Annotated in this window: 19 protein-coding genes; 14 read left to right on the forward strand and 5 right to left on the reverse strand. The window is 54.5% G+C overall.

Annotated features, from left to right (window positions below; genetic code table 11):
• The first annotated feature begins 1 nt into the window (after nucleotide 1).
• From JQ845_RS04830 to JQ845_RS04870, 9 genes are all read left to right on the forward strand, one after another.
• Nucleotides 2-481: a DUF1833 family protein gene (locus JQ845_RS04830; protein WP_203008614.1), complete on the forward strand. Its 480-nt coding sequence runs from the start codon at nucleotides 2-4 to the stop codon at nucleotides 479-481.
• 2 nt (nucleotides 482-483) lie between these two features.
• On the forward strand, nucleotides 484-918 hold the full coding sequence (locus JQ845_RS04835) for a hypothetical protein (RefSeq protein ID WP_203008615.1): 435 nt from the start codon (nucleotides 484-486) through the stop codon (nucleotides 916-918).
• The gene (locus JQ845_RS04840) at nucleotides 857-3,925 is read left to right on the forward strand and encodes a host specificity factor TipJ family phage tail protein (RefSeq protein ID WP_203008617.1); all 3,069 of its coding nucleotides are present in this window, start codon (nucleotides 857-859) and stop codon (nucleotides 3,923-3,925) included. The genes JQ845_RS04835 and JQ845_RS04840 overlap by 62 nt, the downstream gene beginning before the upstream one ends.
• Nucleotides 3,925-4,401, forward strand: coding sequence for a hypothetical protein (locus JQ845_RS04845; protein ID WP_203008619.1), 477 nt, complete (start codon nucleotides 3,925-3,927; stop codon nucleotides 4,399-4,401). The genes JQ845_RS04840 and JQ845_RS04845 overlap by 1 nt, the downstream gene beginning before the upstream one ends.
• Before the next feature lie 73 nt (nucleotides 4,402-4,474).
• Entirely contained in the window at nucleotides 4,475-6,433 is a 1,959-nt protein-coding gene (locus JQ845_RS04850; RefSeq protein WP_203008621.1) for a hypothetical protein, read from the forward strand.
• 8 nt (nucleotides 6,434-6,441) lie between these two features.
• Nucleotides 6,442-7,260, forward strand: coding sequence for a hypothetical protein (locus JQ845_RS04855; RefSeq protein ID WP_203008623.1), 819 nt, complete (start codon nucleotides 6,442-6,444; stop codon nucleotides 7,258-7,260).
• Between the two features lie 91 nt (nucleotides 7,261-7,351).
• Nucleotides 7,352-9,070, forward strand: coding sequence for a tail fiber domain-containing protein (locus JQ845_RS04860; RefSeq protein ID WP_203008624.1), 1,719 nt, complete (start codon nucleotides 7,352-7,354; stop codon nucleotides 9,068-9,070).
• Nucleotides 9,071-9,639: 569 nt separating this feature from the next.
• Nucleotides 9,640-10,185, forward strand: coding sequence for a glycoside hydrolase family 19 protein (locus tag JQ845_RS04865; protein WP_203008625.1), 546 nt, complete (start codon nucleotides 9,640-9,642; stop codon nucleotides 10,183-10,185).
• On the forward strand, nucleotides 10,182-10,709 hold the full coding sequence (locus tag JQ845_RS04870) for a lysis system i-spanin subunit Rz (RefSeq protein ID WP_236010184.1): 528 nt from the start codon (nucleotides 10,182-10,184) through the stop codon (nucleotides 10,707-10,709). Before JQ845_RS04865 ends, JQ845_RS04870 begins: the two co-directional genes overlap by 4 nt.
• On the opposite strand, the gene JQ845_RS04875 is transcribed toward JQ845_RS04870, so the two are convergent.
• Nucleotides 10,679-11,314, reverse strand: a complete 636-nt coding sequence (locus JQ845_RS04875; RefSeq protein WP_160627985.1) for a hypothetical protein — start codon at nucleotides 11,312-11,314, stop codon at nucleotides 10,679-10,681. The two genes, JQ845_RS04870 and JQ845_RS04875, sit on opposite strands and share 31 nt — an antisense overlap.
• Nucleotides 11,315-11,695: 381 nt before the next feature.
• On the opposite strand from JQ845_RS04875, the gene JQ845_RS04880 reads away from it, so the two are divergent.
• Nucleotides 11,696-11,905 (forward strand): hypothetical protein, encoded by a 210-nt coding sequence (locus tag JQ845_RS04880; protein ID WP_203008626.1) that lies wholly within the window; start codon nucleotides 11,696-11,698, stop codon nucleotides 11,903-11,905.
• Nucleotides 11,906-11,942: 37 nt separating this feature from the next.
• Here the strand turns inward: JQ845_RS04880 and JQ845_RS04885 are convergent, their stop codons facing one another.
• Entirely contained in the window at nucleotides 11,943-12,635 is a 693-nt protein-coding gene (locus JQ845_RS04885) for an SOS response-associated peptidase family protein (RefSeq protein ID WP_203008763.1), read from the reverse strand.
• A 150-nt stretch (nucleotides 12,636-12,785) separates the two neighbouring features.
• Here JQ845_RS04885 and JQ845_RS04890 point away from each other — a divergent pair, with 150 nt between their 5' ends.
• The 3 genes from JQ845_RS04890 to JQ845_RS04900 all read left to right on the forward strand — a co-directional run bounded on the left by JQ845_RS04890 (nucleotide 12,786) and on the right by JQ845_RS04900 (nucleotide 15,325).
• Nucleotides 12,786-13,214 (forward strand): LexA family protein, encoded by a 429-nt coding sequence (locus tag JQ845_RS04890; protein ID WP_203008627.1) that lies wholly within the window; start codon nucleotides 12,786-12,788, stop codon nucleotides 13,212-13,214.
• Nucleotides 13,204-14,484, forward strand: coding sequence for a translesion error-prone DNA polymerase V subunit UmuC (gene umuC / locus JQ845_RS04895; protein ID WP_203008630.1), 1,281 nt, complete (start codon nucleotides 13,204-13,206; stop codon nucleotides 14,482-14,484). Before JQ845_RS04890 ends, umuC begins: the two co-directional genes overlap by 11 nt.
• 241 nt (nucleotides 14,485-14,725) lie before the next feature.
• A complete protein-coding gene (locus tag JQ845_RS04900; RefSeq protein WP_203008631.1) occupies nucleotides 14,726-15,325 on the forward strand; it encodes a lecithin retinol acyltransferase family protein in 600 nt (199 codons plus the stop codon).
• Between the two features lie 351 nt (nucleotides 15,326-15,676).
• Here the strand turns inward: JQ845_RS04900 and JQ845_RS04905 are convergent, their stop codons facing one another.
• The 3 genes from JQ845_RS04905 to JQ845_RS04915 all read right to left on the reverse strand — a co-directional run bounded on the left by JQ845_RS04905 (nucleotide 15,677) and on the right by JQ845_RS04915 (nucleotide 18,487).
• Nucleotides 15,677-16,207 (reverse strand): hypothetical protein, encoded by a 531-nt coding sequence (locus JQ845_RS04905; RefSeq protein WP_203008633.1) that lies wholly within the window; start codon nucleotides 16,205-16,207, stop codon nucleotides 15,677-15,679.
• A 238-nt stretch (nucleotides 16,208-16,445) separates the two neighbouring features.
• Complete coding sequence (speB, locus tag JQ845_RS04910) at nucleotides 16,446-17,399, reverse strand: agmatinase (protein ID WP_203008636.1); 954 nt, start codon at nucleotides 17,397-17,399, stop codon at nucleotides 16,446-16,448.
• Nucleotides 17,400-17,407: 8 nt separating this feature from the next.
• Nucleotides 17,408-18,487 (reverse strand): extracellular solute-binding protein, encoded by a 1,080-nt coding sequence (locus JQ845_RS04915; protein WP_203008637.1) that lies wholly within the window; start codon nucleotides 18,485-18,487, stop codon nucleotides 17,408-17,410.
• 213 nt (nucleotides 18,488-18,700) lie between these two features.
• Between JQ845_RS04915 and JQ845_RS04920 the strand changes: the two genes are divergently transcribed.
• Nucleotides 18,701-19,624, forward strand: coding sequence for a LysR substrate-binding domain-containing protein (locus JQ845_RS04920; RefSeq protein WP_203008639.1), 924 nt, complete (start codon nucleotides 18,701-18,703; stop codon nucleotides 19,622-19,624).
• Nucleotides 19,625-19,843: the final 219 nt, after the last annotated feature.

Below are 19,843 nucleotides of genomic sequence, written 5' to 3' on the forward strand. Positions count from 1 at the left end.
AGTGAACCCGATCGAACAATGCTACGCCTCCGGCGGCGACATGATCATCAAGACCATCGAAACCCGGGCAGAAGGTGAGCCTGACTCAATGCTCTTTTCTCAGGGCTTCGATGACTGGACCTGCGGTACGGAGGACGGCAGGACGCTGACCTTTCCGGGCATCGCAATTGAGGATGCGTTACCCAAGAACGACAGCAGCGGCTACCAGAGTCTGAACATCGCGCTGGATAACACCACGGGCGATGTGCAGAAGGTCGTCGAGGGCTACAAGGCTGCAGGGAAGCGGATCCTCATGATTCATCGCGAGTATCTCGAAAGCGACCTCAGCTATCCGACGTCGGTGTACCACTTCACGGTGCTCAATCGTGAGTACGCCGACAACACGGCCACGTTTTCCTGCGGTTTTTTCGACCTGCTCAATACCGGATATCCGCGCGACAAGCTCACGACGCTGGTCGCGCCTGGCCTGACGTACATCTAACCATGCTCAACAAATTCTTATCCGCCCCGTATCGGAATGGCGGCCGGGGTCCTGCTGCCTTCGATTGTTGGGGGCTGTGTATTGCGGTGCGCCACCAGTTGCTGGGGTTGCCGTTGCTGCCCAGCCTCGGTGCCGTGGGCAAGGACCGGCTACGCGAAAACACTCACGCCTATCACGACCTCAAGCAGGGCATGGAGGAGTGCGCGCCAGAGGTGGGCGCCATTGCTGCCGTGTTCCGTGGGGCTCTGTGTCTGCATGTGGGAGTGGTGATCGAGGCCGATGGCCGGTTGAAGGTGCTGGACACGAACCCGGGCGGTGCACGAATCCGCACGGTCCGTGAGTTTGAAACTGACTTTCCAAGGGTGGTCTTCTACCGTGATCGAATTTTTCCCGAACAAGATGGCCGGCTCGGCGCCGATGGTCACGTATCAGACTGACCGCCGCATGACGCTGGAACAATGGCTGATCGATCAGTCGCCCAGCTACGAGCGCATGGAATCGCCACCCATCAGCATCATCCTCAACGACGAAGTGATCGAAGCAAAGCGCTGGCATAAGGTGGTGTTCAAACCCTCCGACCAGGTCGAGATCTATCGCGAGCCCAAGGGTACTGACCCATTCAGCATCACCTATGCACTGTTCAAAGGTGCGCAGGCGGTCATGAAAGCCATGATGCCGAAGATGCCCGGCATGCCGACAACGTCGACTGCCCAGGGCAACCCGCTGACCGAGGCAAGCGCCAAGGGCAACAAGGTCAAACTGGGCGACACCATTCGCCAAATTGCCGGCCACCAGAAGGTCTATCCGTCCTATCTGGCTGAGCCGCGCACCTGGTTTGTTTCCCCGCGAGAGCAGTGGATCGAGATGCTGTTGTACGTCTCGGCCGGGTATCTGGAAATCCCGATCAACAAGATCAAGGTTGGCGAAACGCCGCTGATCTCGTTGGGCGCCGATGCGAGCGTCACGATCTATCCACCTGGTGCCAACGTATTGGGCGATAGCGCCTCAATGCTCTGGTTCAACGTGGGCGAGGTGGGTGCGAGCTCAAGCGGAGCGGCAGGCCTCGAGCTGACTGTGTCGAGCAACATCACGCCGTCGGCCACGGCATCGGCTTACCAGTTCAACGGGGAGACCATTGCCATTCCTGCGGGAGCGGGGGCGTTCCCGACTGACTGGGCCAGTGGCTTGGTGATCCGGGTGCTGGCTTATTACGAATACGCAGTCATCGATGGCGGTTCCGGGCGGGATATTGTCCAGGGCCCACTGGAGATGCTCAACCCCGAAGTGGGAATGCCGATTGAGGTAGTGGGGGCTAATGGTGGACTGTATGTCGTCAACAGCTACACGCCTTTTGCATCGGCAGTGCCGCCAACGGCCGGCACCGCTTCAACGTTACGCGGGGCGAGTGGCCCCACCCGGTATGACTTCGATGTGACGCCACTGTCGTTCACCGTGAGTCGTGGCGCTACGGCATACCCTGTCATTCTGGACACAGCGACGACCGATCTCGCGGGGCTGGTGTCAGCGTTCAACAATGCCAAGGGGGCTGCACCTTTCATTGCCAGCGCTTCATCTGGACGGCTGCTGATCACTGAAACTTCCGTGTTCACCGGTTTGCCGCTGACAACCTCGGCTTCGACACTTTTCGGTACCAGCCCGGTTAGCACCACCGGCACTGCAGCCTCCAGCGGCACGCCGGAACAACCCGCGCAGATGACCCTTAACTATGAAGGGGGCACCCCGGCCAACGGTTTAACGCTGGGCACTGGGTTGGCCAGCATTGGTCCTCGTGGTCTTCGGTACCGCATTACGGCTTTCGGGCCCGCCATCATGGAGGTAGAGCGCCTGACTTCTAAGGGCTCTGCAGATGAAAATTGGCCCGGATTCAAGCTGCTGGAAAGCGTCAGCGGGGTGATCAACCTCGATCCTTCGAACCTTGAGGGTGGGTACCGCGGGCCTTTCGTATGCAGCCCGGTAGGGGAGAAGGTCACCGCCATTGAGTATTCAGTGTCTGCGACTAATGGCCTGATCGGCATTGGCAAGACGGGCTATGAATATGCGGTCACCTCGTCGCACCAGTTTGAGTACCGGGATATGGACGTGGCGGGTGCCTGGACGGTGCTACCACAAACAGTAAGTGGCCACTCTCGCGATGTTCAAGGATTCACGTTTCGGCATGAACTGCCTTACCCGATGAGGCCTGAATGCCGCATCAAGCGCATGCCCAAGATTGGCGGAGTCAACTCGGCCGAAGTCATGGATGACATGATGTGGTACGGGCTGCGCGGCCTGCGCCAGATACGGCCAGCCAGTTACCCTGGCATGACCGTGATGACGGTGAAGATTCGTGGTGGTGACCGCCTTTCAGCGCAATCAGAAAGCCAAGTGAACTTGGAGGCTACCCGAATGCTGACTTTGCGCAGTGGGGGTGCCTGGCTGGAGGGGCTTGTGCCGACTCGCGACATCGTGCCGTGGGTTCTGAATGTGTTGAAGTCATCGGGCTACACCGATGACGATATCGATCTTGAAGAGTTTGATCAGTTGCACGCGTCCTGCGTCGCCGATGGCCAGTTTTATGACGAGACCATTGATGACACGAGCATCGTCAAAGAGGTGCTGAATAACGCACTGGCCTGTGGCTGGGCTGAACTGACGATCGCCAACGGAAAGATCAAACCGGTGCGGGACGTCCCTCGAGCTGTTTTTGAGCGCGAATATGGCCCGAAGACACAGACCTATTCGCCGCAGAACATGACGCAGTCCCTGAAAATCAGCGGGCCGCTGCCCTCGATCAATGACTATGACGGTGTGGACGTTGAGTATTTCTCGAGCAAAAGCTGGGCATGGGAACCCGTCAAATGCCGCTGGCCGGGTGATTTCGGGCTGAAGGTGGAGAAGATCAAGCTGCCCGGGGTGACGGATCGAGACCGGGCCTACCGGTGGGGGATGCGCCGTCGCGGGCATCAGCTGTTCAGGCAAGACACGTACAGCTGGTCGACAGAACTGGATGGCCGTAACTCTGGCTATCTGAGCTTCTGCGCCGTGGCCAGCGATACTCCCGGGCTTTGCCAGAGTGCGATTCTGCTGGGCACCGAGACGGTGCCTGGAGGCGTTGTACTGGAATCATCTGAACCCTTGGACTGGTCTGCGGGCGGTAATCATAAAGTAGGCATCAGGCGGCTGGACGGCACATTGTCCGGTCCGTATCCGGCCTATCGGATTGACGAATTCCGTATCCGGGTAGACGAGTTGGACTTTGAGCCGGCTGATGACATCGTAGTTCTTGAGCCGCCTCACCTCTTGTTTGGCCCCTCCGACAAATGGGCCTATCCGGTGCTGGTGACTTCTGCCGATCCATCGAATGGCGGGGTGGCGATGAAGGGCATGCCGTACGACTCTCGGGTCTACACCTACGACCACGCAACTGCACCAGAGGCTGCCTGATGCTCACTTATCCAGAAGGCCTGCCCCTGCCACAGCGGGAGGGCTATGGCTTTTCGCAAATTAGCCCGATCGCCAGCACGCCAATGGTTACCGGTCGATCTCGCCGCCGCCGCGTCTGGCGAAGTACTCCTGCACGGGTGGCAGTGTCTTGGTTGATGGAGGGGCCGGAAGCCAAGCTGTTCATGGGTTGGTTCGAGCACGGTATAAATGGTGTTGATTGGTTCCTCTGCCCGGTTAAGAGCCCAATGGGCCTTGAGCTGGCAAAGGCCCAGTTCACCGATATTTACCAAGGCCCATTTCTGGTTGGCGTCGACTTGTGGCGCTTCACCGCTGAGCTTGAATTGTTCAAATTGCCAATCATCAGCGAGGCCGAACTTACTGACCTGCTGGCAGGCATGGACGTTGGCGTCATGAATGCGCAGCTGCGCAGTCTGCTGCAGCGCTGGTACACGAAGTCTTGGCCCGGCGCGACTTAACCGTTCGATCTACAGATTATTTTTCAATTCTATAGCCCACCACTGAGTGGGCTTTTTTTCGCCTGGAGTAAATATGAGCGGAGCAACTGACCTTGCGCGCCTGACGGGAACGATCGACATCTTGAACGAGATCACGATTTCACCCGAGATCAAGGATGTTGACGTGGGGAATGGGGAGACACGGCCAACGGTAACCAAGGCGCTCTCTATTGCTGCCAGTCAGTTCGGCGGCGCAATGCCTTATACCAGCATTGAAGAAGCTCTCACAAAGACGGTCAGTGGCACAGTATTCTCAGTGCCAGCCAAATTGGCCCTGTCGCCCGACCCACTCAAATACATCGACATGTACCTAAATGACGAGGGCTCTCCAGTACCTCTTGGTGATTATCCAAATGGTTTTGCGAATCGTCTAAGCATCAATCAATCATCCTTGGCGCTTGAACTGGCGCCGTCTCGGATGCTGTCTAGCGAATTCGCTCAGGCATTCGCTGACGACTTTGGTACGCCAATTCTAGGCGTGAAAAAGGGCGGTACGGCGTTCGGTCTGTTCGATGAGCTGCCTGGTCTTTTCTTTTTGAGTGGGGAATGGCGATACGTCCAGACCGACGAGGATGGAGTAGTTCTATTTGGTCATCGCTGGGATGGCACAACCGTTATTTACGGGGTTGGGTCTGACACTGGCGTGTCGCCGTATGTCATTACTGATTCGGGACAGCCAGACATTTGGTTGTTTGCTGAAAACGCAAGCTTCCAACTCACTACCCACGGGAGCAACTGGAACCCTGTAGCAGCTGATGGCGTTGTTCGGTATATGTCGCGCGCTGGAACTAATGTGCAGAAAATCCAGGAGGAACTGCCAGCTGTAAACAAGCTTGCCGCGTACATCAGGAAACTGTTGCACATTCCAAGTCACGGGCAGTCCCTTTCCCTTGGCGTCCATTCTATGATCTTGACGACGCAGTATCCGGTAGCAAACCGGGCATTCACCATTGCCGTAGGTTTGCGTCAGAGTGATTCCCAGCAATCGCTCGCTCTCGACCCTGGAAACGTATTACCTCTGAAATCGCTAATGTCCAACCTGCAGGAAGCGCCTCACGCCCAACTTTGTGCTGGCTTGGCTCGCCATCGCAGTCTGCCTGCAGACGCCGGTGTTATCGGTAGCTGTCATGGAGTGGGGGCGACTACTATCTTGGGGCTGTCTAAGGGCACTGTCCCCTACAATAACCTGATCACCGCCGTAGCTCAGTGCAAGGCTGACGCGACGGAGCGAGGACTCGACTACTCGGTACCGTTCGTAGACTGGATCCAGGGAGAAGCGAACTCCACCGGAAGCCAAGGGGGATACCTAACGGTCCTCCTTCAGCTGCAGTCCGACCTGGAGGCTGACATCGGTGTCATCACCGGCGATGAAAGAATCCCGCTCGTGCTGTGCCAGATGAGCAGTTGGACGACCAAAAATATCATGACCAGTTATGTTCCTCTGGAGCAGCTGCAGGCATCGCTTGACCACCCTGAGAAATTCATTTGCGCCGGGCCAAAGTACTGGCTCGATTATCACACCGACGGTGTTCATCTGACAGGCACTGGATCAGTGCAGTTGGGTGCAATGCATCGGGCGCCTGGTCACGCCGCTGTTGAAGGATTGGAGTGGAAGCCGACTCATTGCACGAAAGTTGTGCGCGATGAAGCGACGGTAACGATGACCTTTCACACCCCGGCTGGGCCGCTGGTGCGCGACACCGTCAATGTAACTGACCCGGGTAACTTGGGCATCCGCTGGATCGACAGCACCAATAGCGCGACCATTTCTTCTGTGACGGTCAACGACGACAACTCCGTGACACTCACGCTCTCGGGCATTCCGACCGGTGCCAACCCCCGGGTAGGTATCGCCGATGCCGGCATAGCGGGCGCACTCGGCGGCCCGACTACTGGGCCGCGGGCCTGTCTACGCGACAGCAACACCGAACTCGATGTATTCGGCAATCCCTTCTACAACTGGGTTTGCCACCAAGTAATCAGCGTGGAGTAATAGAGGACATGGGACAAATCATCATTCTGTCTGGCGTGAAGGCTCAGGCAGGGGGCAATGCTCCGCGAATCATTATGTCTGCAGCTGATCGAGTGGCGATGCGCATGCCGTTCCTCAAACATGCGGTAAGCCCGCGGGAGCTGACCGCAGTGACCGGCGAGGGTCTCACTGGTCGCTGCCGAGTTACCCTAGAGGCGCTGTCCAGCATTGGAGGGGGTGCCGCGAACATGGCCTTGCTCAATCGAGCAGGTCACCTAGGAATAGGTGGATCTGTGCTGTCCAGTGCCATGGGCCTTAAGCTGCCAGACTGCAGTGCAACGGCGTCTTACACGATCGTGGTCGCATTCAATATCGGCACCTCGACTGGCAGCATTTACACGACCACGCGACAGCTACTCAACGGATTTAGTGCGGAAGGTGTGCTAGCCAACCAAATGCTTACGGCATCCGGTGCGGCCAACCCAACCGAGGCTTACAAGAGCAAAATGCTATCCGTAGGTATTGGCACGTTTTCTCCTTTCTCTATCGTTAACATGCCTCCGTCTCTTAGTTGGGGCGTAGTCGCGATTGATTTCAATAACGACACTGGAGTGGTCAGCCTCTCACTCGATGGCATTACTTGGAGTTCAGTACAGCGTGTCGTGGGCGGCAACACAATTGGCGGTACCGGGTACGTGACAATCGGGATGCCAACTACAACGGCTGGCCTGACTGATAATTTGGTAGGTGACACATTCATCTTCGGCGAGTCGCTGCGTGCCAAGTCCTCGGACAGTGCGATCGCGAGTCTCATTGCTGCGATGAAGGCTGATTACGACATAGTCTAAGCTAGTCCGCGAATTGCGTTCGCCTAAGCGGTGATGCGCGTCATTTGTAAGCCCGTATCACGCGGGCTTTTTTCATAAGCAGGAGATATGCATGCCCGTATACGATGCTAACGCAGGTCTGTTTTTTTACGCAGCTTCGCTCTCGGGGCCAGGAGGCAAAAGTATAGGCGTTCAGTCGTTTGCTTTCGATGAGCGCACGCGAAACATCTACACACTCCAGCTCAACGGAGTGAGTAATGACAATATGTCGACGATTAACCGGTTTTCGCTCGATGGTGAGATCCAGCAAAACTCCGCGGGGTACTCGACGCCGGTAAGCTCTGAAGTAGGTCATCAAGGGCTTGGCTTGGAGTATTTGGAAGGGAGTGCATTTCGCCTGTGGACTACTGGGCATGCAAACTCCCGTCAGGCCGTCCGCTATAGCTACACAGACGGGGGCCCATTGGCGGATATTGAAGTTTACACTTTGTTCGGCTCCGACTTTAAGAGCAACACAAGCTGTACGCCAACAATAAGTCATGGTCAGTCTTTGTTGGTCGCTTACGGAACACGCACAGGCGGAACGAATACAACGGTACGAATCTGGCGTTTGGCCGATGTTGTCGATGGTGGGCCTGGTGATTACTCTGGATCGTGGCTGTATGAGTGGGATACCCAGGGCCTTGTAGACAGCGACCATCCAACGCAGGGAATTGCGAGCGATGGACAGGTGGTTTGGTTGCTGGCAGGGAACAACAATATTAATTTGGGGAAGCGACTTCAGGAGTACACCATTGAAGGTACTCTGATTTCTTCGGATGAAGATTTCCAGACGGGAAGACGCCAAGCACTTCTTGATGGTGCGGGTGTTGTTTATGAGCCGGAAGGCTTGGCCGTGTTGGGGAATGGTCCGGCCTTAACTCTGTGTGTCGGCGTTATTAGCGGTGATCTTGGTACGCGCTTTGCTCGTATATACGGGATTGGAATGAAAAACTCGCTCTACGCATCAACGATCTTTCTGGATGGGAATCGTCGCGGCGCTATTACCTCATCGACTTCAGCCGGGCGCCAGTTCCTGTCTATCCGCGGTGATATCGACGGTGCGCATGGCGCAGGGATTAATCTGTACGGGGCTGGTGATTCCGGCTATCCCAACAAAGTGGGTATTGTTGCAGGTGGGGTTACCTCTACCGTAGGGACATTCGCGCGTGTTGGAAATAGCCTAAATCTAGAGTCTACCTCGGGAGAACTGCGCCTTGATGCGCTCGCGGGTACGGCGGTTCGCCTCCGAGTAGACGGGGTAACCGGCCTGGCTGTGAGTACAGATACGACAATCACGTACAAGAATTTTCGGCCAGTGAATGCGAATGCCTTTACTTGCGGTAGCTCGTCACACCCTTGGTCAGGCGGTGCTACTCAGGTTGCATTTACCGTTACTTCTGATATCAGAGCCAAACAGGATGTTGAGGCGCCTACCGATCAGATCTTGGACGCTGTCGAAGAGACTGGCATCGTCACATATCGACTCATTAATAGAGTGGAAGATAAGGGCGATAATGCCAGGCACCATGCTGGAGTGATTGCCCAGCAGCTCGAGGAATGTTTCGAACGTAACGGTGTTGATCCGTTTAAGCTGGGTGTTCTAGGCAAGGATGTCTGGGAGGCAAAAGAAGCGGTTTACGACGATGACGGAACACTTTTGGAGCCAGCTCTAGAAGCCGGAGACATCTACAACGTTCGCCTGACAGAGTTCCTTGCTTTGAAGTGTGCAGCACTGTCTCGCAACCTAAAGCGGCTAGAAGAGCGTTTGGCAGCACTTGAGACGAAGTAGTAGATCTCTCCAGTCAGGGGATACGCTTAGTCACGATAGCTTGGAGTAATTCCAACAACGCCCGCATTGCGCGGGCGTTTTTAATTAGGAAGAGCCATGCCCGTTACCGTGCAGCAGCTGCTGCAGATCCTCCCGAACGCTGGCCAGTCGCTTGCGTTTTTGTTCCAGTCTTAAATACGGCCAGAAGGGCAAAGGCAAGTCCAAAGGCAAGAGGCCCGATAAGATTCAAAATCGTTTAGCTAAGTCCTAATTAAACCCGTAGCCAACCTGGCTCCCGGGTGAAATCGAGCGAGAATTTAGCGACGCAGGCGGAACTCGTTATAGGTGGTTTCGCTGTAAAACGTCCCTGTATCGCCTCGAGTCACGTACAGCGTTGCCCTATAGGCGGCAGTCAGTGGGGAGCACTTCACGCTGCGTATTAGTCGGTACGCCCAAATCCAGCCCCTCTTAGGTCTTTTATTCATGTCTTCGACCTCGTATAGCCACCATTGGCTGAGTAAGCATAGCAAGCAAGCTTTCATGACCTCTATGCCTGCAAGGTTAGGACTTTCCATTTTTGGAGAAATGTAATGCCCATCACTACGCTGCAGCTGCAGCAAATCCTTCCCAACGCCGGCCAATCAGCCGGCGTTTTTGTTCCTGTCTTAAACACTGCGATGGTGCGCTATCAGATCGTAGGCTCACTGCGCGTGGCAGCGTTTATCGCCCAGATCGGGCATGAGTCTGGCCAGCTCCGTTACGTGCGCGAAATGGGCAGTGACCAATACCTGAGTAAGTACGACACCGGTTCACTCGCCAGACGCTTGGGCAACACGCCAGAGGCTGACGGTGACGGTCAGAAGTACCGTGGTCGTGGCCTGATCCAGATAACTGGCAGGGCTAACTACATGACCTGTGGCGAGGCGCTTGGCCTTGACCTGATCAATCATCCAGAGCTGCTGGAGATGCCGCAGCACGCCTGCATGTCTGCAGCTTGGTACTGGGCATCCAAGGGACTCAACAAGCTGGCTGATGCAGGCCAGTTCGACAAGATCACCCAGCGTATCAACGGTGGCCAGAACGGCGCGGCCGATCGGCAGGCGCTGTATGCCCGGGCGCTCAAGGTGTTGGCGTGAGGATCGATGCTGTGAAGTGGGGCGGGTTACTGCTGATCATCCTGGCCCTGATGGCGGGCAGCGCGTGGGCCGCATGGGCGTGGCAGGCCAGCACCTACGGCCAGCAACTGGCCAAGAAGGAAGCCGACCGCCAAACCGAGCGCACCAATCTGGCCAACGCCAACTCCGCGCAAATTCTGGCAGAGCAGGGCAAGCGCTTCGCCCTAGAGCAATGGCTGGCAGCCATCGATCAATCCCATTACCGAGCCCTGAGCGATGAACAAACCAAACAAGCACGCCTGCGTGATCGCCTTGCTACTGCTGACCTGCGGCTGTCAGTCCTACTCGACGCCACCGACTCAGTTGGTCGTGACGGAGTGCAAGCCACCACCGGCGTCGGCGGCGTGGTTCATGGAACCGCGAGAGCCCAACTTGACCCAGCGCATGCTCAACGAATTATCGGAATCACCGGCGATGGCGATCAAGGACTGATCGCGCTGCAGGCCTGTCAGGCTTACGTCAAAGAGGTCTCGGCGATGAATTGAAGGCTGTCATTTGCTGGCAGGGTATCGTTTTCAAGCCACGCAATACCGCTTGTTTTTTTGTATTTGAAAAGTAAATAGTGCTCGTATTCACTGAAAATAAATGGCGTGTGTCCAGAGGTGAAACCAGATATCGACTCGCTCCATTTGTCAGATGACTCCCAGGCTTTAAGCCCTCTGGAGTTACACCAAGAAAGCGTAACTACATACATGGGTGGTGGCGTTTCTAAATTCCAGCGCTCACGGCAGTATGCCGGTATCTTGCTATCAATCAGGCGACGCATTCCTCCGTTGGTGCCATGTACCCGCTCAACTTGACTGTTTAGAGATTTTATTAAATATGTTGTATTAGAGTGGAATGTGGTTTTTCCTTCTACAAGCAAAATACCTTCTGGCGAAATGATCAATAAATCAATTCGGCCATTGTCAATCATGACCTCATAAAAGGCCGTGGCTTCTTTCCAGGTCTCTGCTGCTGCATTTGCAAACCGAGCGAGAATGTTCATTTCATTCGGGGCTGAATTTTCGTTATACCAATCGATAACCGTGTTGTGTCTCCAGGCTGTCGTTAACTGTTCTGCCGTTTTGTCGATGATGGTACGAATCATTTTTTATCCTTGGTTTAGCAGATAAGCGGAAGGACTGGGGTTCAGGATTTAAGCTAAAAAAATGAGTGGCCTCGGACGGGAAGACCGGGTGTTAAAGGTCCTGGAGTATCCGAAAATCGCGTGGTGGCTAAGGTAAGACAAAAAGCCATCTCCTGATAGTCTCGGAGGTGCCAAGCTGGATTCATTTCGTTGTCAGTGTCGGAGGGGGGGCAGGAAATAGTGCGTAAGCGGTAGCTGGAACACATCAATCAGTCCGGGCTAATTCGCATTTAACTCGATAACCGCTGAAACTCTGTTGCACTTCGTCGCATTTGAAGAGGTACACCAACGTGAGATGGGGTCATGAATAACGTAATTTTACAGGCGCACAGGCAGACATAAATGAAACAGACAATACTGGGAATGATCGAAGCAGGAGAACCGTTGCTCCTGCAGGCTATCGAAGCCATGCGTCAGCATCGAGAGGCCGAAGCAGCAGGTAAACCTTTAGCTGAGATTGAACGACTCCGCTTGTTGGCTGACTCGCTCTACCAGGCGGTTACCGACTATCATCCCCGAGCGATTGCAGATGGATCGCAGACACTGCATTAGCACTGCGGAGTACAACTTCCACTGCAAATTTTCGTGTTTATGACTGCAGGGGCCTGACCAGCTCGGGCCCTTGGTTTCTCACATTTCCCACCGCGTTTCCAACCGGGTACCACTCAAAGTCCTCAGTTGGCTGGCAACAGCTCAACGCCAACTCTTCCGCGACTTTCCGATCGAGGTTTCTGCCCATCCACTCTTGCGCATGCTCGGGTGAGAACACCACCGGCCGTCGATCATGAATATCGACCATCCCTTGATCACTGGCAGCAGTGATAATCACAAACCCATCCCCTTCATGAGGCTCCAGCCCAGTGTGAACCTCGGCCAACGCCGCGAAGAACATCGGAGCTTGAGTTTTCAGGCGAATGAAGTAGGGCTGTTTCTTCTTGGGATCATCCGGATCCTTGACCCACTCATACCATCCGTCAGCCATAACCAGGGCACGGCCTTTGGGCCAGAGTTGCTTGAAGAACTTCCCGGTTGTGACTGTTTCTACTCTGGCGTTGATCGGGTCAGGGCGTTTTCCCTGGGCCCAAAACGGCGCCCATCCCCAGTGGATGGGATCAATCCGCAGCCCCTCATCGACGCTGTGAAGAATTCTGACGCGCGTGCCAGGAGCGACGTTGTAGCGACCTATGGGCTGATTGTCGTACCCGCTGACGACGACCCGGTCAGGTGCCAACACCTCCAGATAATTAGAAATGCCCTGATACTGCACAAATCGTCCGCACATGGTGGTGACCTCTTGCAAAGGGAACCCTCGCAAAGCGTAGCTTGAAGTACTCTGGGTGTTCCTCTCGTCGAAAATCCCCACAGACAAATTGACCAAAATCACGCGCCGCAGTTAACTGTACGTACATACAGTTAATTTAAGGCGTGCGTCATGAGCTTCACTTCTCTGGGTCCAATTGCTGAAGGAGGCATTCGCCTGCCTCTTGGTTCTTTCAAGGTCCCGGCCGGATTCCCGTCCCCAGCTGCAGACCATCTCGAGAAGGAAATATCGTTAGACCAACTACTGAATATCCGAGCTCCGCACGTTTACCTGGTATCAATCGATGGCGATAGCATGCAGGGCGCCGGGATCTATTCTGGGGATGTGGCCGTTGTCGACCGCTCACTCGAACCCGTCCACGGCGATGTGGTTGTCGCGCTGCTCAATAACGATCCGATTTGCAAACGTCTTTGCTTACGTGAAAAGAGCGTCATTCTCCAATCTGAAAACCCGAAATACCCCGACCGGCATGTACTGGAAGGCGACGATCTTTCCATTTGGGGTGTGATTACTTACACAGTGCGCAGCCATGGCAATTAAGCCAGATCCAGTTTTCGCGCTCATCGATTGCAACAGCTTCTATGCCAGCTGTGAGCGTGTGTTTCGTCCTGATCTGGCCAAGGTGCCCATCGTGGTACTGAGCAACAATGACGGTTGCGTGATTGCTCGCAGCTATGACGCCAAGCCCCACGTGAAAATGGGGGAGCCGTACTTCCAGATAAAGCATCGCCTGGAGAAGTTGGGCATTGTGGCCTTCTCATCGAACTATGCGCTGTATGGCGACATGAGCGAGCGGGTCATGAGCTTGATCGAAGCGATGGTCCCGGCGGTGGAGGTCTACAGCATTGATGAGTCGTTCGCTGACCTGACCGGCATAGCTGATGTTTCATCCATGGGCCGGAAAATGCGCAGCCGCATATTTCAATGCACTGGTATCCCTGTCGGTGTAGGGATCGCTCATACCAAAACCCTGGCCAAGCTCGCCAACCACACAGCGAAGCGATTGCAGGCCCAAACCGGCGGGGTCGTGAACCTTTGCGGGGACTTCGAGCGCGACTGGGTGCTACGCAATACAGCCGTATCTGAGGTGTGGGGAGTAGGGCGGAAAATGACCGCACACCTTGAAATAATGGGCATTCGTACTGCCATGGACCTAGCCAAGGCTGACCCGTGGACGCTGCGCAAGAAATTCAGCATCGTTATTGAGAAGACCGCTCGCGAGCTGGCCGGGACGCCTTGTCTTGAGCTGGACGAGCCGGATCCGCCAAAGCAGGAAATCTGTTGCAGCCGTATGTTCGGCAAACGACTGACTGAGCTGGCACCAATAAAAGAGGCGGTGGCCACCTACATGATGCGGGCCTCAGAAAAGCTACGTGCGCAGAAGTCCTACTGCAAAAAGGTCCGGGTCAGTATCCGCACCGGGATGTTCAATCCTGATGAGGCTAAATACGCCAAGGGAGTGGTGGTAATACTTCCGTACCCAACAGATGATGTGCGGCTGCTGACAAAGGCTGCAGTGGATGCACTCGACCATGTGTTTCAACCCGGGTTTAAATACAGCAAGGCAGAAGTCTTGCTCCTGGATCTTCGGCAGCCTGGTGAGTTTTCCGACGATTTGTTTGCAATTAATCAGCCGGCAGAAGCATCCCGGGTGATGTCGGTGCTGGATGAAATCAATGATCGTTGGGGAAGGGGTACGCTGCGTGCTGCGAGTGTGCCGAGCAATCCCGATTGGGGGATGAGGCGGGAGATGATGAGTCAGAGCTATACGACACAGATGCAGCAATTGTGGCAAGTGTCTTGTAGGTAAGGTGGGTGTAGGTTTTAGTCGGTCCGGACACTGGGGGGAGTGTAAAGTGGAGGTTTGATTGGCCGTATGATCGTCAGCAAACGGCCAGAAGCAGTCTCTTCCTACCAAGCTGTTCACTCAAATCATGGATTCGACATGCGATCTAGTTTTTAGTCATTTGAGCTCAAATGAAAATCGACCGCTAACGACTTTTCAAACACCCGCGCCTTTGACATCATCGCGCCATCAAATGGAGGCTGGTATGCAAATTGGCGATCATCTAGTTTCGACTCGGCTTGGATACACTCATCACGGCCTGTATCTGGGCGATGATCAGGTCATTCATTATTCAGGGTTAGCGGACGGCCTATCTTCAGGCACGGTCGAAATTACGACCTTGGAGCTCTTCAGTGGTGACGGCGGCGTATCAACAAAGTCGCACCTTCTAGCCGTCCATAACATTGAACAACGCATTGCGCGCGCGATGAGTCGGCTCGGTGAAGACCAGTACAACCTGGTGACGAATAACTGCGAGCACTTCGTGAGTTGGTGTATCGACGGCAGCTCCTCCAGTCGTCAGGTAAGTCGAACCATGACAGCACTCGCATCTCCATTGACATCCGTATCCCCTATAACCGGCTCCACCCTTGCTGCATTAGTGGCAGCTACTCAAGCAGCCCAGTCATCCGAGAAACCGGTACAAGCGGCAGCAGTGTCGTTGACTAAAAATGTCGCATCAAGCGCCGCGACAGTAGCAATTGCTGCGGTAGTCGCTCCTGCCGCAATTCCAGTTGCAATAGTTGCGGGTGTAGGTGCAGCTGCGGTTTATGGAATCAAAAAGCTGTTCAGCATCTTTGACTGAGTGATTAGTGGTCTACCGGCTGGTCGTGTCTGAGTTCGGGGAAGCGAAAAATCTGACTTTTTAATGGAGTAGGCTATTTTCAGTCTGTCCCGACAGGCCGCTTTGGGTCGATTGCGGCTCTTCCTCACGGGCAGCTACCGACCCGTAACGGACACTACGTTTCACCAGCGCTCAGGGGAGAAATTGCTGTCTGCCGATTCCATTGATTCGGCTGCCTTCCGCGGTTTTGGTGTCCAGCGTACTGGTCCGATCATCAGCAGCGATGATCTGGCCGGTGGCCGAGCCCTGGTTCGCGCAACGCGCCATGCTTGGCACTTGGCGGGGTTCTGGATAGATCAGGAAGCAGATGAGCTATGCTTCCGCTGCAAGGCAACTACTGATGGCGCTGCTGATGCTGTCTGCTTTGGCGCGGGCGCTATCGACGTATTGGTTCGCCTCACTCGTTCCCGGCAGGGGAGTTTCATTAGCAGTCCACGTTCCTCTAATTTTCAGATTCGTGAATTCGTAAACTTGACCTACAGCAGACTGGCTTTGAGTCAGGGAAAAGGCTATTGCATAAGTTAGAGGCGTACCCATCGTCATTGGGACAATGAACGTCACCTGATCCTTACCCTGAACAGTGATTCTGGTCTTGGAGGGGTTGAACAACGGGGCGCCGTTAATCCCAGGCACATTCTGCGCAAAGCAGAACTGAAGTGCATCAGTGCCCGCCTGCTGGCCTGCCTTTGCGATCCTAATGGACTCTACGCTGTAACTGCCGTATTGATTTTTGACAATAGAAACGCCATCAGGCGCGGGCTGATAGGGTTTCACTTCCATTGCAGCACAGCCCACAAGCGATGCTGTGAGGGCGCAAACACCCAGAGCTGGGAAAATTTTCATGAAGTTCCATTTCCAAAAGTTCCAAGAACCCGAAGATATCAAATTGCCAGCTATTTGGTCTACGCCTACTCAGTAGTGTCGGCGCGATATGAGATCGATACCGGCAAGATAGTGGTCGCGTAGCCCGCAAGCGATGCTGCGTTGGCCAGCGGTGACCGCACGATTGCTGCCGTCGTGACCGTCAGTAATCGGCCAAAAGCAGCCGCTCAAAGGTGTCTAGGAAAGCCGGGGGACTCAATTAGAATTTATGTCGAGCGGCATAAAGGCAGATCATTTCCATAGCCAGCGCGGAGGCAGCCAGAGCGGTTATCTCTGCATGGTCATAGGCGGGTGCGACCTCTACTACGTCCATACCTATGACATTAATCCCGCGTAGTCCACGCAAAATTTCAAAGGCATGAAAAGTAGACAAACCTCCGCATACCGGAGTACCAGTACCAGGTGCAAACGCCGGATCGAGGCAGTCGATATCAAATGTCAGGTACACCGGATGGTCGCCGACCCGCTCACGGATAATGCGTGCAATATGCTCTGCAGAGTTTGTATTGGCTTGCCGTGCATCTACTACTTGAAACCCCATCAGATCATCGTTGGTCATGCGTTGACCGATCTGAATCGATCGGCTTGGATCTACCAGTCCTTCTTTCACTGCGTGATAAAACATTGAGCCATGATCTATACGTTTTTCATCGCCATCACACTCAGTGTCGTGATGTGCATCGAAATGGATCATGGACAATGGACCATGTTTTTCGGCGTGGGCTTGCAACAGCGGATAGCTGATGAAGTGATCTCCACCTAGCGTCAACATGGCTGCACCGGCTCCCAGGATTTTATCGGCGTGGGCTTTGATCGCAGCGGGGGTGTCCTGAGGTGAGCCATAGTCGAAGTAGCAGTCGCCGTAATCGATACAAGCCAGCAAGTCAAAGGGGTCAAATTCCCAGGGCCAATGACGGGTCCAGGCCGACTGGACCGAGGCTTCACGTATGGCGCGTGGACCGAACCGGCTACCAGGGCGGTTGCTGGTTGCGGTGTCGAAGGGGATTCCACTGATTACCAGGTCCACTCCTTGAAGGTCCCGGCTATAACGTCGACGCATGAAGCTGGTGATACCACCATAGGTAGATTCAGCCTCAGTGCCATAAAGGCTCGTGCGGGTGATTGCCTGATCGGTTGGGTTGTTGTTATCCATGAGAATACTCAGTGTTGACTACGAAAGGTGGACCAGACTCTAGTGCGCTCACGCATCAGCGACAGAGACATGGGTTCTTCACCGAATAAGGTGTTGCGCACAGCGTCGGAGGGATAGATACCCCCGTTATCAGCAATAGGCTTGTCGATCAACTTGGTTGCTGACGTGTTGGAGTTTGCGTAATACAAATTGTTGGTAAGGTCCGCGAGAGATTCCGGTCGCGTTAAAAACTCAATAAAAGCCTTGGCCTCTTCTGGATGAGGAGCGTCGGCAGGAATGGCTAACGTATCGATCCAGTTGAGGGTGCCTTCTCGGGGAATCATGTAGTCGACTTCAAACGGTTTCTTGGCCTTTTCAGCCATCATCCTGGCGAGGACGGCATCGCCGCTGTATGTCAGTGCAAGACACAAATCTCCATTGGCAAGGTCACTGCTTTGCGTGCCTGTGCCGATGTAACGCAGCGAGGGGTGCAGCTGCGTCAGTAACGTCTGTGCTGCTACGAGGTCTGACCGATTTTTGCTATACGGCGATTTACCCAGATAGTTCAGTGCCATGCTGATGACCTCTTGGGGCGCATCAATCACCGAAATTCCGCAGTCTTTTAACTTGCTTGCATATTCGGGCTTGAACAACAAATCAAGGCTGTTTATTGGCGCGTCAGGGATTCGTTTATCGATTTCCTGACGATTAATTGCCAGGCCGACGGTTCCCCATGTGTAAGGCACTGCGTAGAGGTTACCTTTGTCGACCGTGGCTAGTTGCGACAGGAGTACGGGGTCCATTTCAGCAAGCCGTTCAGTTTTCTGGATGTGGCTCGGTTGGAGCGCTTTGGCCTGTAGCAGTCGATCCAGCATGGCGATGCTGGGAACCACTACGTCATAACCGCTGCGCCCAGTAAGTAGCTTGGTCTCAAGCACGTCAGCACTATCAAAGGTGTCGTACTGGACCTTGATACCCGTCTCGGCCTCAAAGGCTTTGAGAGTTGATACGCCTACATACTCGGCCCACCCGTAGAACTGCACCACCCGTTCAGCAGCGTTAACAGGTAAGGCCAGAGTTGCCAATATCAGCACAGAGATGGCTTTCATGATTCACCCCCCCGCAGCGAGCGACTCAGCAAGTCCTGCACATCTGCTGGCTCGCCCCCTTGTTTTAGAAGTTTCTGAACGACTGTCATAGGATGGGCTCTTAGAGTTGTTGTTTTGGCTTGACCACTCCGCGATTGTTGATATTGTTTCAAAGACAATCAATCTATATAAATTGCCACGCAATTTAGTAGAAAAACTAAACAGTTGATCCTTATGCCCTTGCCTCCGTTACATGCCTTTCGAGTATTTGAATGTGTTGCACGCCTCGGCCATGTGGGCGCTGCTGCCGCCGAGCTACACGTAACCCCTGGTGCCGTGAGCCAGCAGATAAGGTCGCTGCAAAGCACCTTGGGCATTGAACTGTTTTGTAAACAGGGTCGTCATCTAGTTCTCACCGAAAGCGGCCTTGCGTTACAACGCTCCGTTAGCAGAGGTATTCAAGAGATCACTGAAGGCGTGCGTCTGATATCGCAGGAGCACTTTAAAGAGCCTCCTGCCAGAGTTCTGACGATCTCTACAGAACCCATTTTTGGAGCATCCTGGCTGATGCCGAGGCTATTCGCTTTTCGCGCGAAACACCCTCATATCAAGCTAAGAGTGATCAGCGCCGACGGTCTGGACTTAGTGGACTGGCGCAGAGCTGACATCGCTGTGCTATATGACGCACCGATCTGGGAAGGTTTCTGGTGGCGGCCCTTGCAACCCCTTCATATGTTTCCAGTCTGTTGCCCACAGTTGTTGCGGGGCCAGCATGCTTTACGCCAGCCGTCGGACTTGAGGCACTATCGATTGCTGCACGAAGATGATGGTTCTCAATGGCGACGATGGCTTCTCGAGGCAGGCTTGCCATATCCCGGAGACGCGGATGTTCATATCGAAGACCTTGGAATAGCACTACAGGCAGCTAGAGACGGGTACGGAGTAGCGTTGAGTGATGAGATCAACTCATCCCGGGATCTGGAGGAAGGTCGATTGGTACAACCCTTCTCCATGAAAGTGCCTGCGGGGATGGATTACTACTGTATATGCAACGAAGAGAGTCGTGGAATTCCCGAGATAGTCCTGCTGATTGACTGGCTGCTTGAGCAAGCCAAGCCAACCCAGTTGAGTCTGCGTGATCGTGCTCGGAATAACTGATTCGCCATTGCAGGCTACTCGGCATCACCATACTTATCGCCACTGACCCGCAGGGTCGAAACAGTACGTCGCGACTGACCGCTTCTGGCCGTTTTCTGCCCCCCCCCTTACAGATCGCATCTGATCCTGAGTTTTTAAAACGCTTTCTCGAGCACTTGCTAAGATTTCTGAGGGGCGCATGAGGATAGCGTCACCCCTACCAAAACCCGGAAAGCCTGT

Origin of the sequence: Pseudomonas paraversuta (assembly GCF_904063065.1) — a bacterium.
In the GTDB taxonomy this organism is placed as follows: domain Bacteria; phylum Pseudomonadota; class Gammaproteobacteria; order Pseudomonadales; family Pseudomonadaceae; genus Aquipseudomonas; species Aquipseudomonas paraversuta.

Excerpts from the sequence above, each read along its gene's own strand:
- JQ845_RS04835 (WP_203008615.1), top strand. The coding sequence starts at position 484 with ATGCTCAACAAATTCTTATCCGCCCCGTATCGGAATGGCGGCCGGGGT.
- JQ845_RS04845 (WP_203008619.1), top strand. The coding sequence starts at position 3,925 with ATGCTCACTTATCCAGAAGGCCTGCCCCTGCCACAGCGGGAGGGCTAT.
- JQ845_RS04850 (WP_203008621.1), top strand. The coding sequence starts at position 4,475 with ATGAGCGGAGCAACTGACCTTGCGCGCCTGACGGGAACGATCGACATC.
- JQ845_RS04855 (WP_203008623.1), top strand. The coding sequence starts at position 6,442 with ATGGGACAAATCATCATTCTGTCTGGCGTGAAGGCTCAGGCAGGGGGC.
- JQ845_RS04860 (WP_203008624.1), top strand. The coding sequence starts at position 7,352 with ATGCCCGTATACGATGCTAACGCAGGTCTGTTTTTTTACGCAGCTTCG.
- JQ845_RS04865 (WP_203008625.1), top strand. The coding sequence starts at position 9,640 with ATGCCCATCACTACGCTGCAGCTGCAGCAAATCCTTCCCAACGCCGGC.
- JQ845_RS04875 (WP_160627985.1), bottom strand. The coding sequence starts at position 11,314 with ATGATTCGTACCATCATCGACAAAACGGCAGAACAGTTAACGACAGCC.
- JQ845_RS04880 (WP_203008626.1), top strand. The coding sequence starts at position 11,696 with ATGAAACAGACAATACTGGGAATGATCGAAGCAGGAGAACCGTTGCTC.
- JQ845_RS04885 (WP_203008763.1), bottom strand. The coding sequence starts at position 12,635 with ATGTGCGGACGATTTGTGCAGTATCAGGGCATTTCTAATTATCTGGAG.
- JQ845_RS04890 (WP_203008627.1), top strand. The coding sequence starts at position 12,786 with ATGAGCTTCACTTCTCTGGGTCCAATTGCTGAAGGAGGCATTCGCCTG.
- umuC (WP_203008630.1), top strand. The coding sequence starts at position 13,204 with ATGGCAATTAAGCCAGATCCAGTTTTCGCGCTCATCGATTGCAACAGC.
- JQ845_RS04900 (WP_203008631.1), top strand. The coding sequence starts at position 14,726 with ATGCAAATTGGCGATCATCTAGTTTCGACTCGGCTTGGATACACTCAT.
- JQ845_RS04905 (WP_203008633.1), bottom strand. The coding sequence starts at position 16,207 with ATGAAAATTTTCCCAGCTCTGGGTGTTTGCGCCCTCACAGCATCGCTT.
- speB (WP_203008636.1), bottom strand. The coding sequence starts at position 17,399 with ATGGATAACAACAACCCAACCGATCAGGCAATCACCCGCACGAGCCTT.
- JQ845_RS04915 (WP_203008637.1), bottom strand. The coding sequence starts at position 18,487 with ATGAAAGCCATCTCTGTGCTGATATTGGCAACTCTGGCCTTACCTGTT.
- JQ845_RS04920 (WP_203008639.1), top strand. The coding sequence starts at position 18,701 with ATGCCCTTGCCTCCGTTACATGCCTTTCGAGTATTTGAATGTGTTGCA.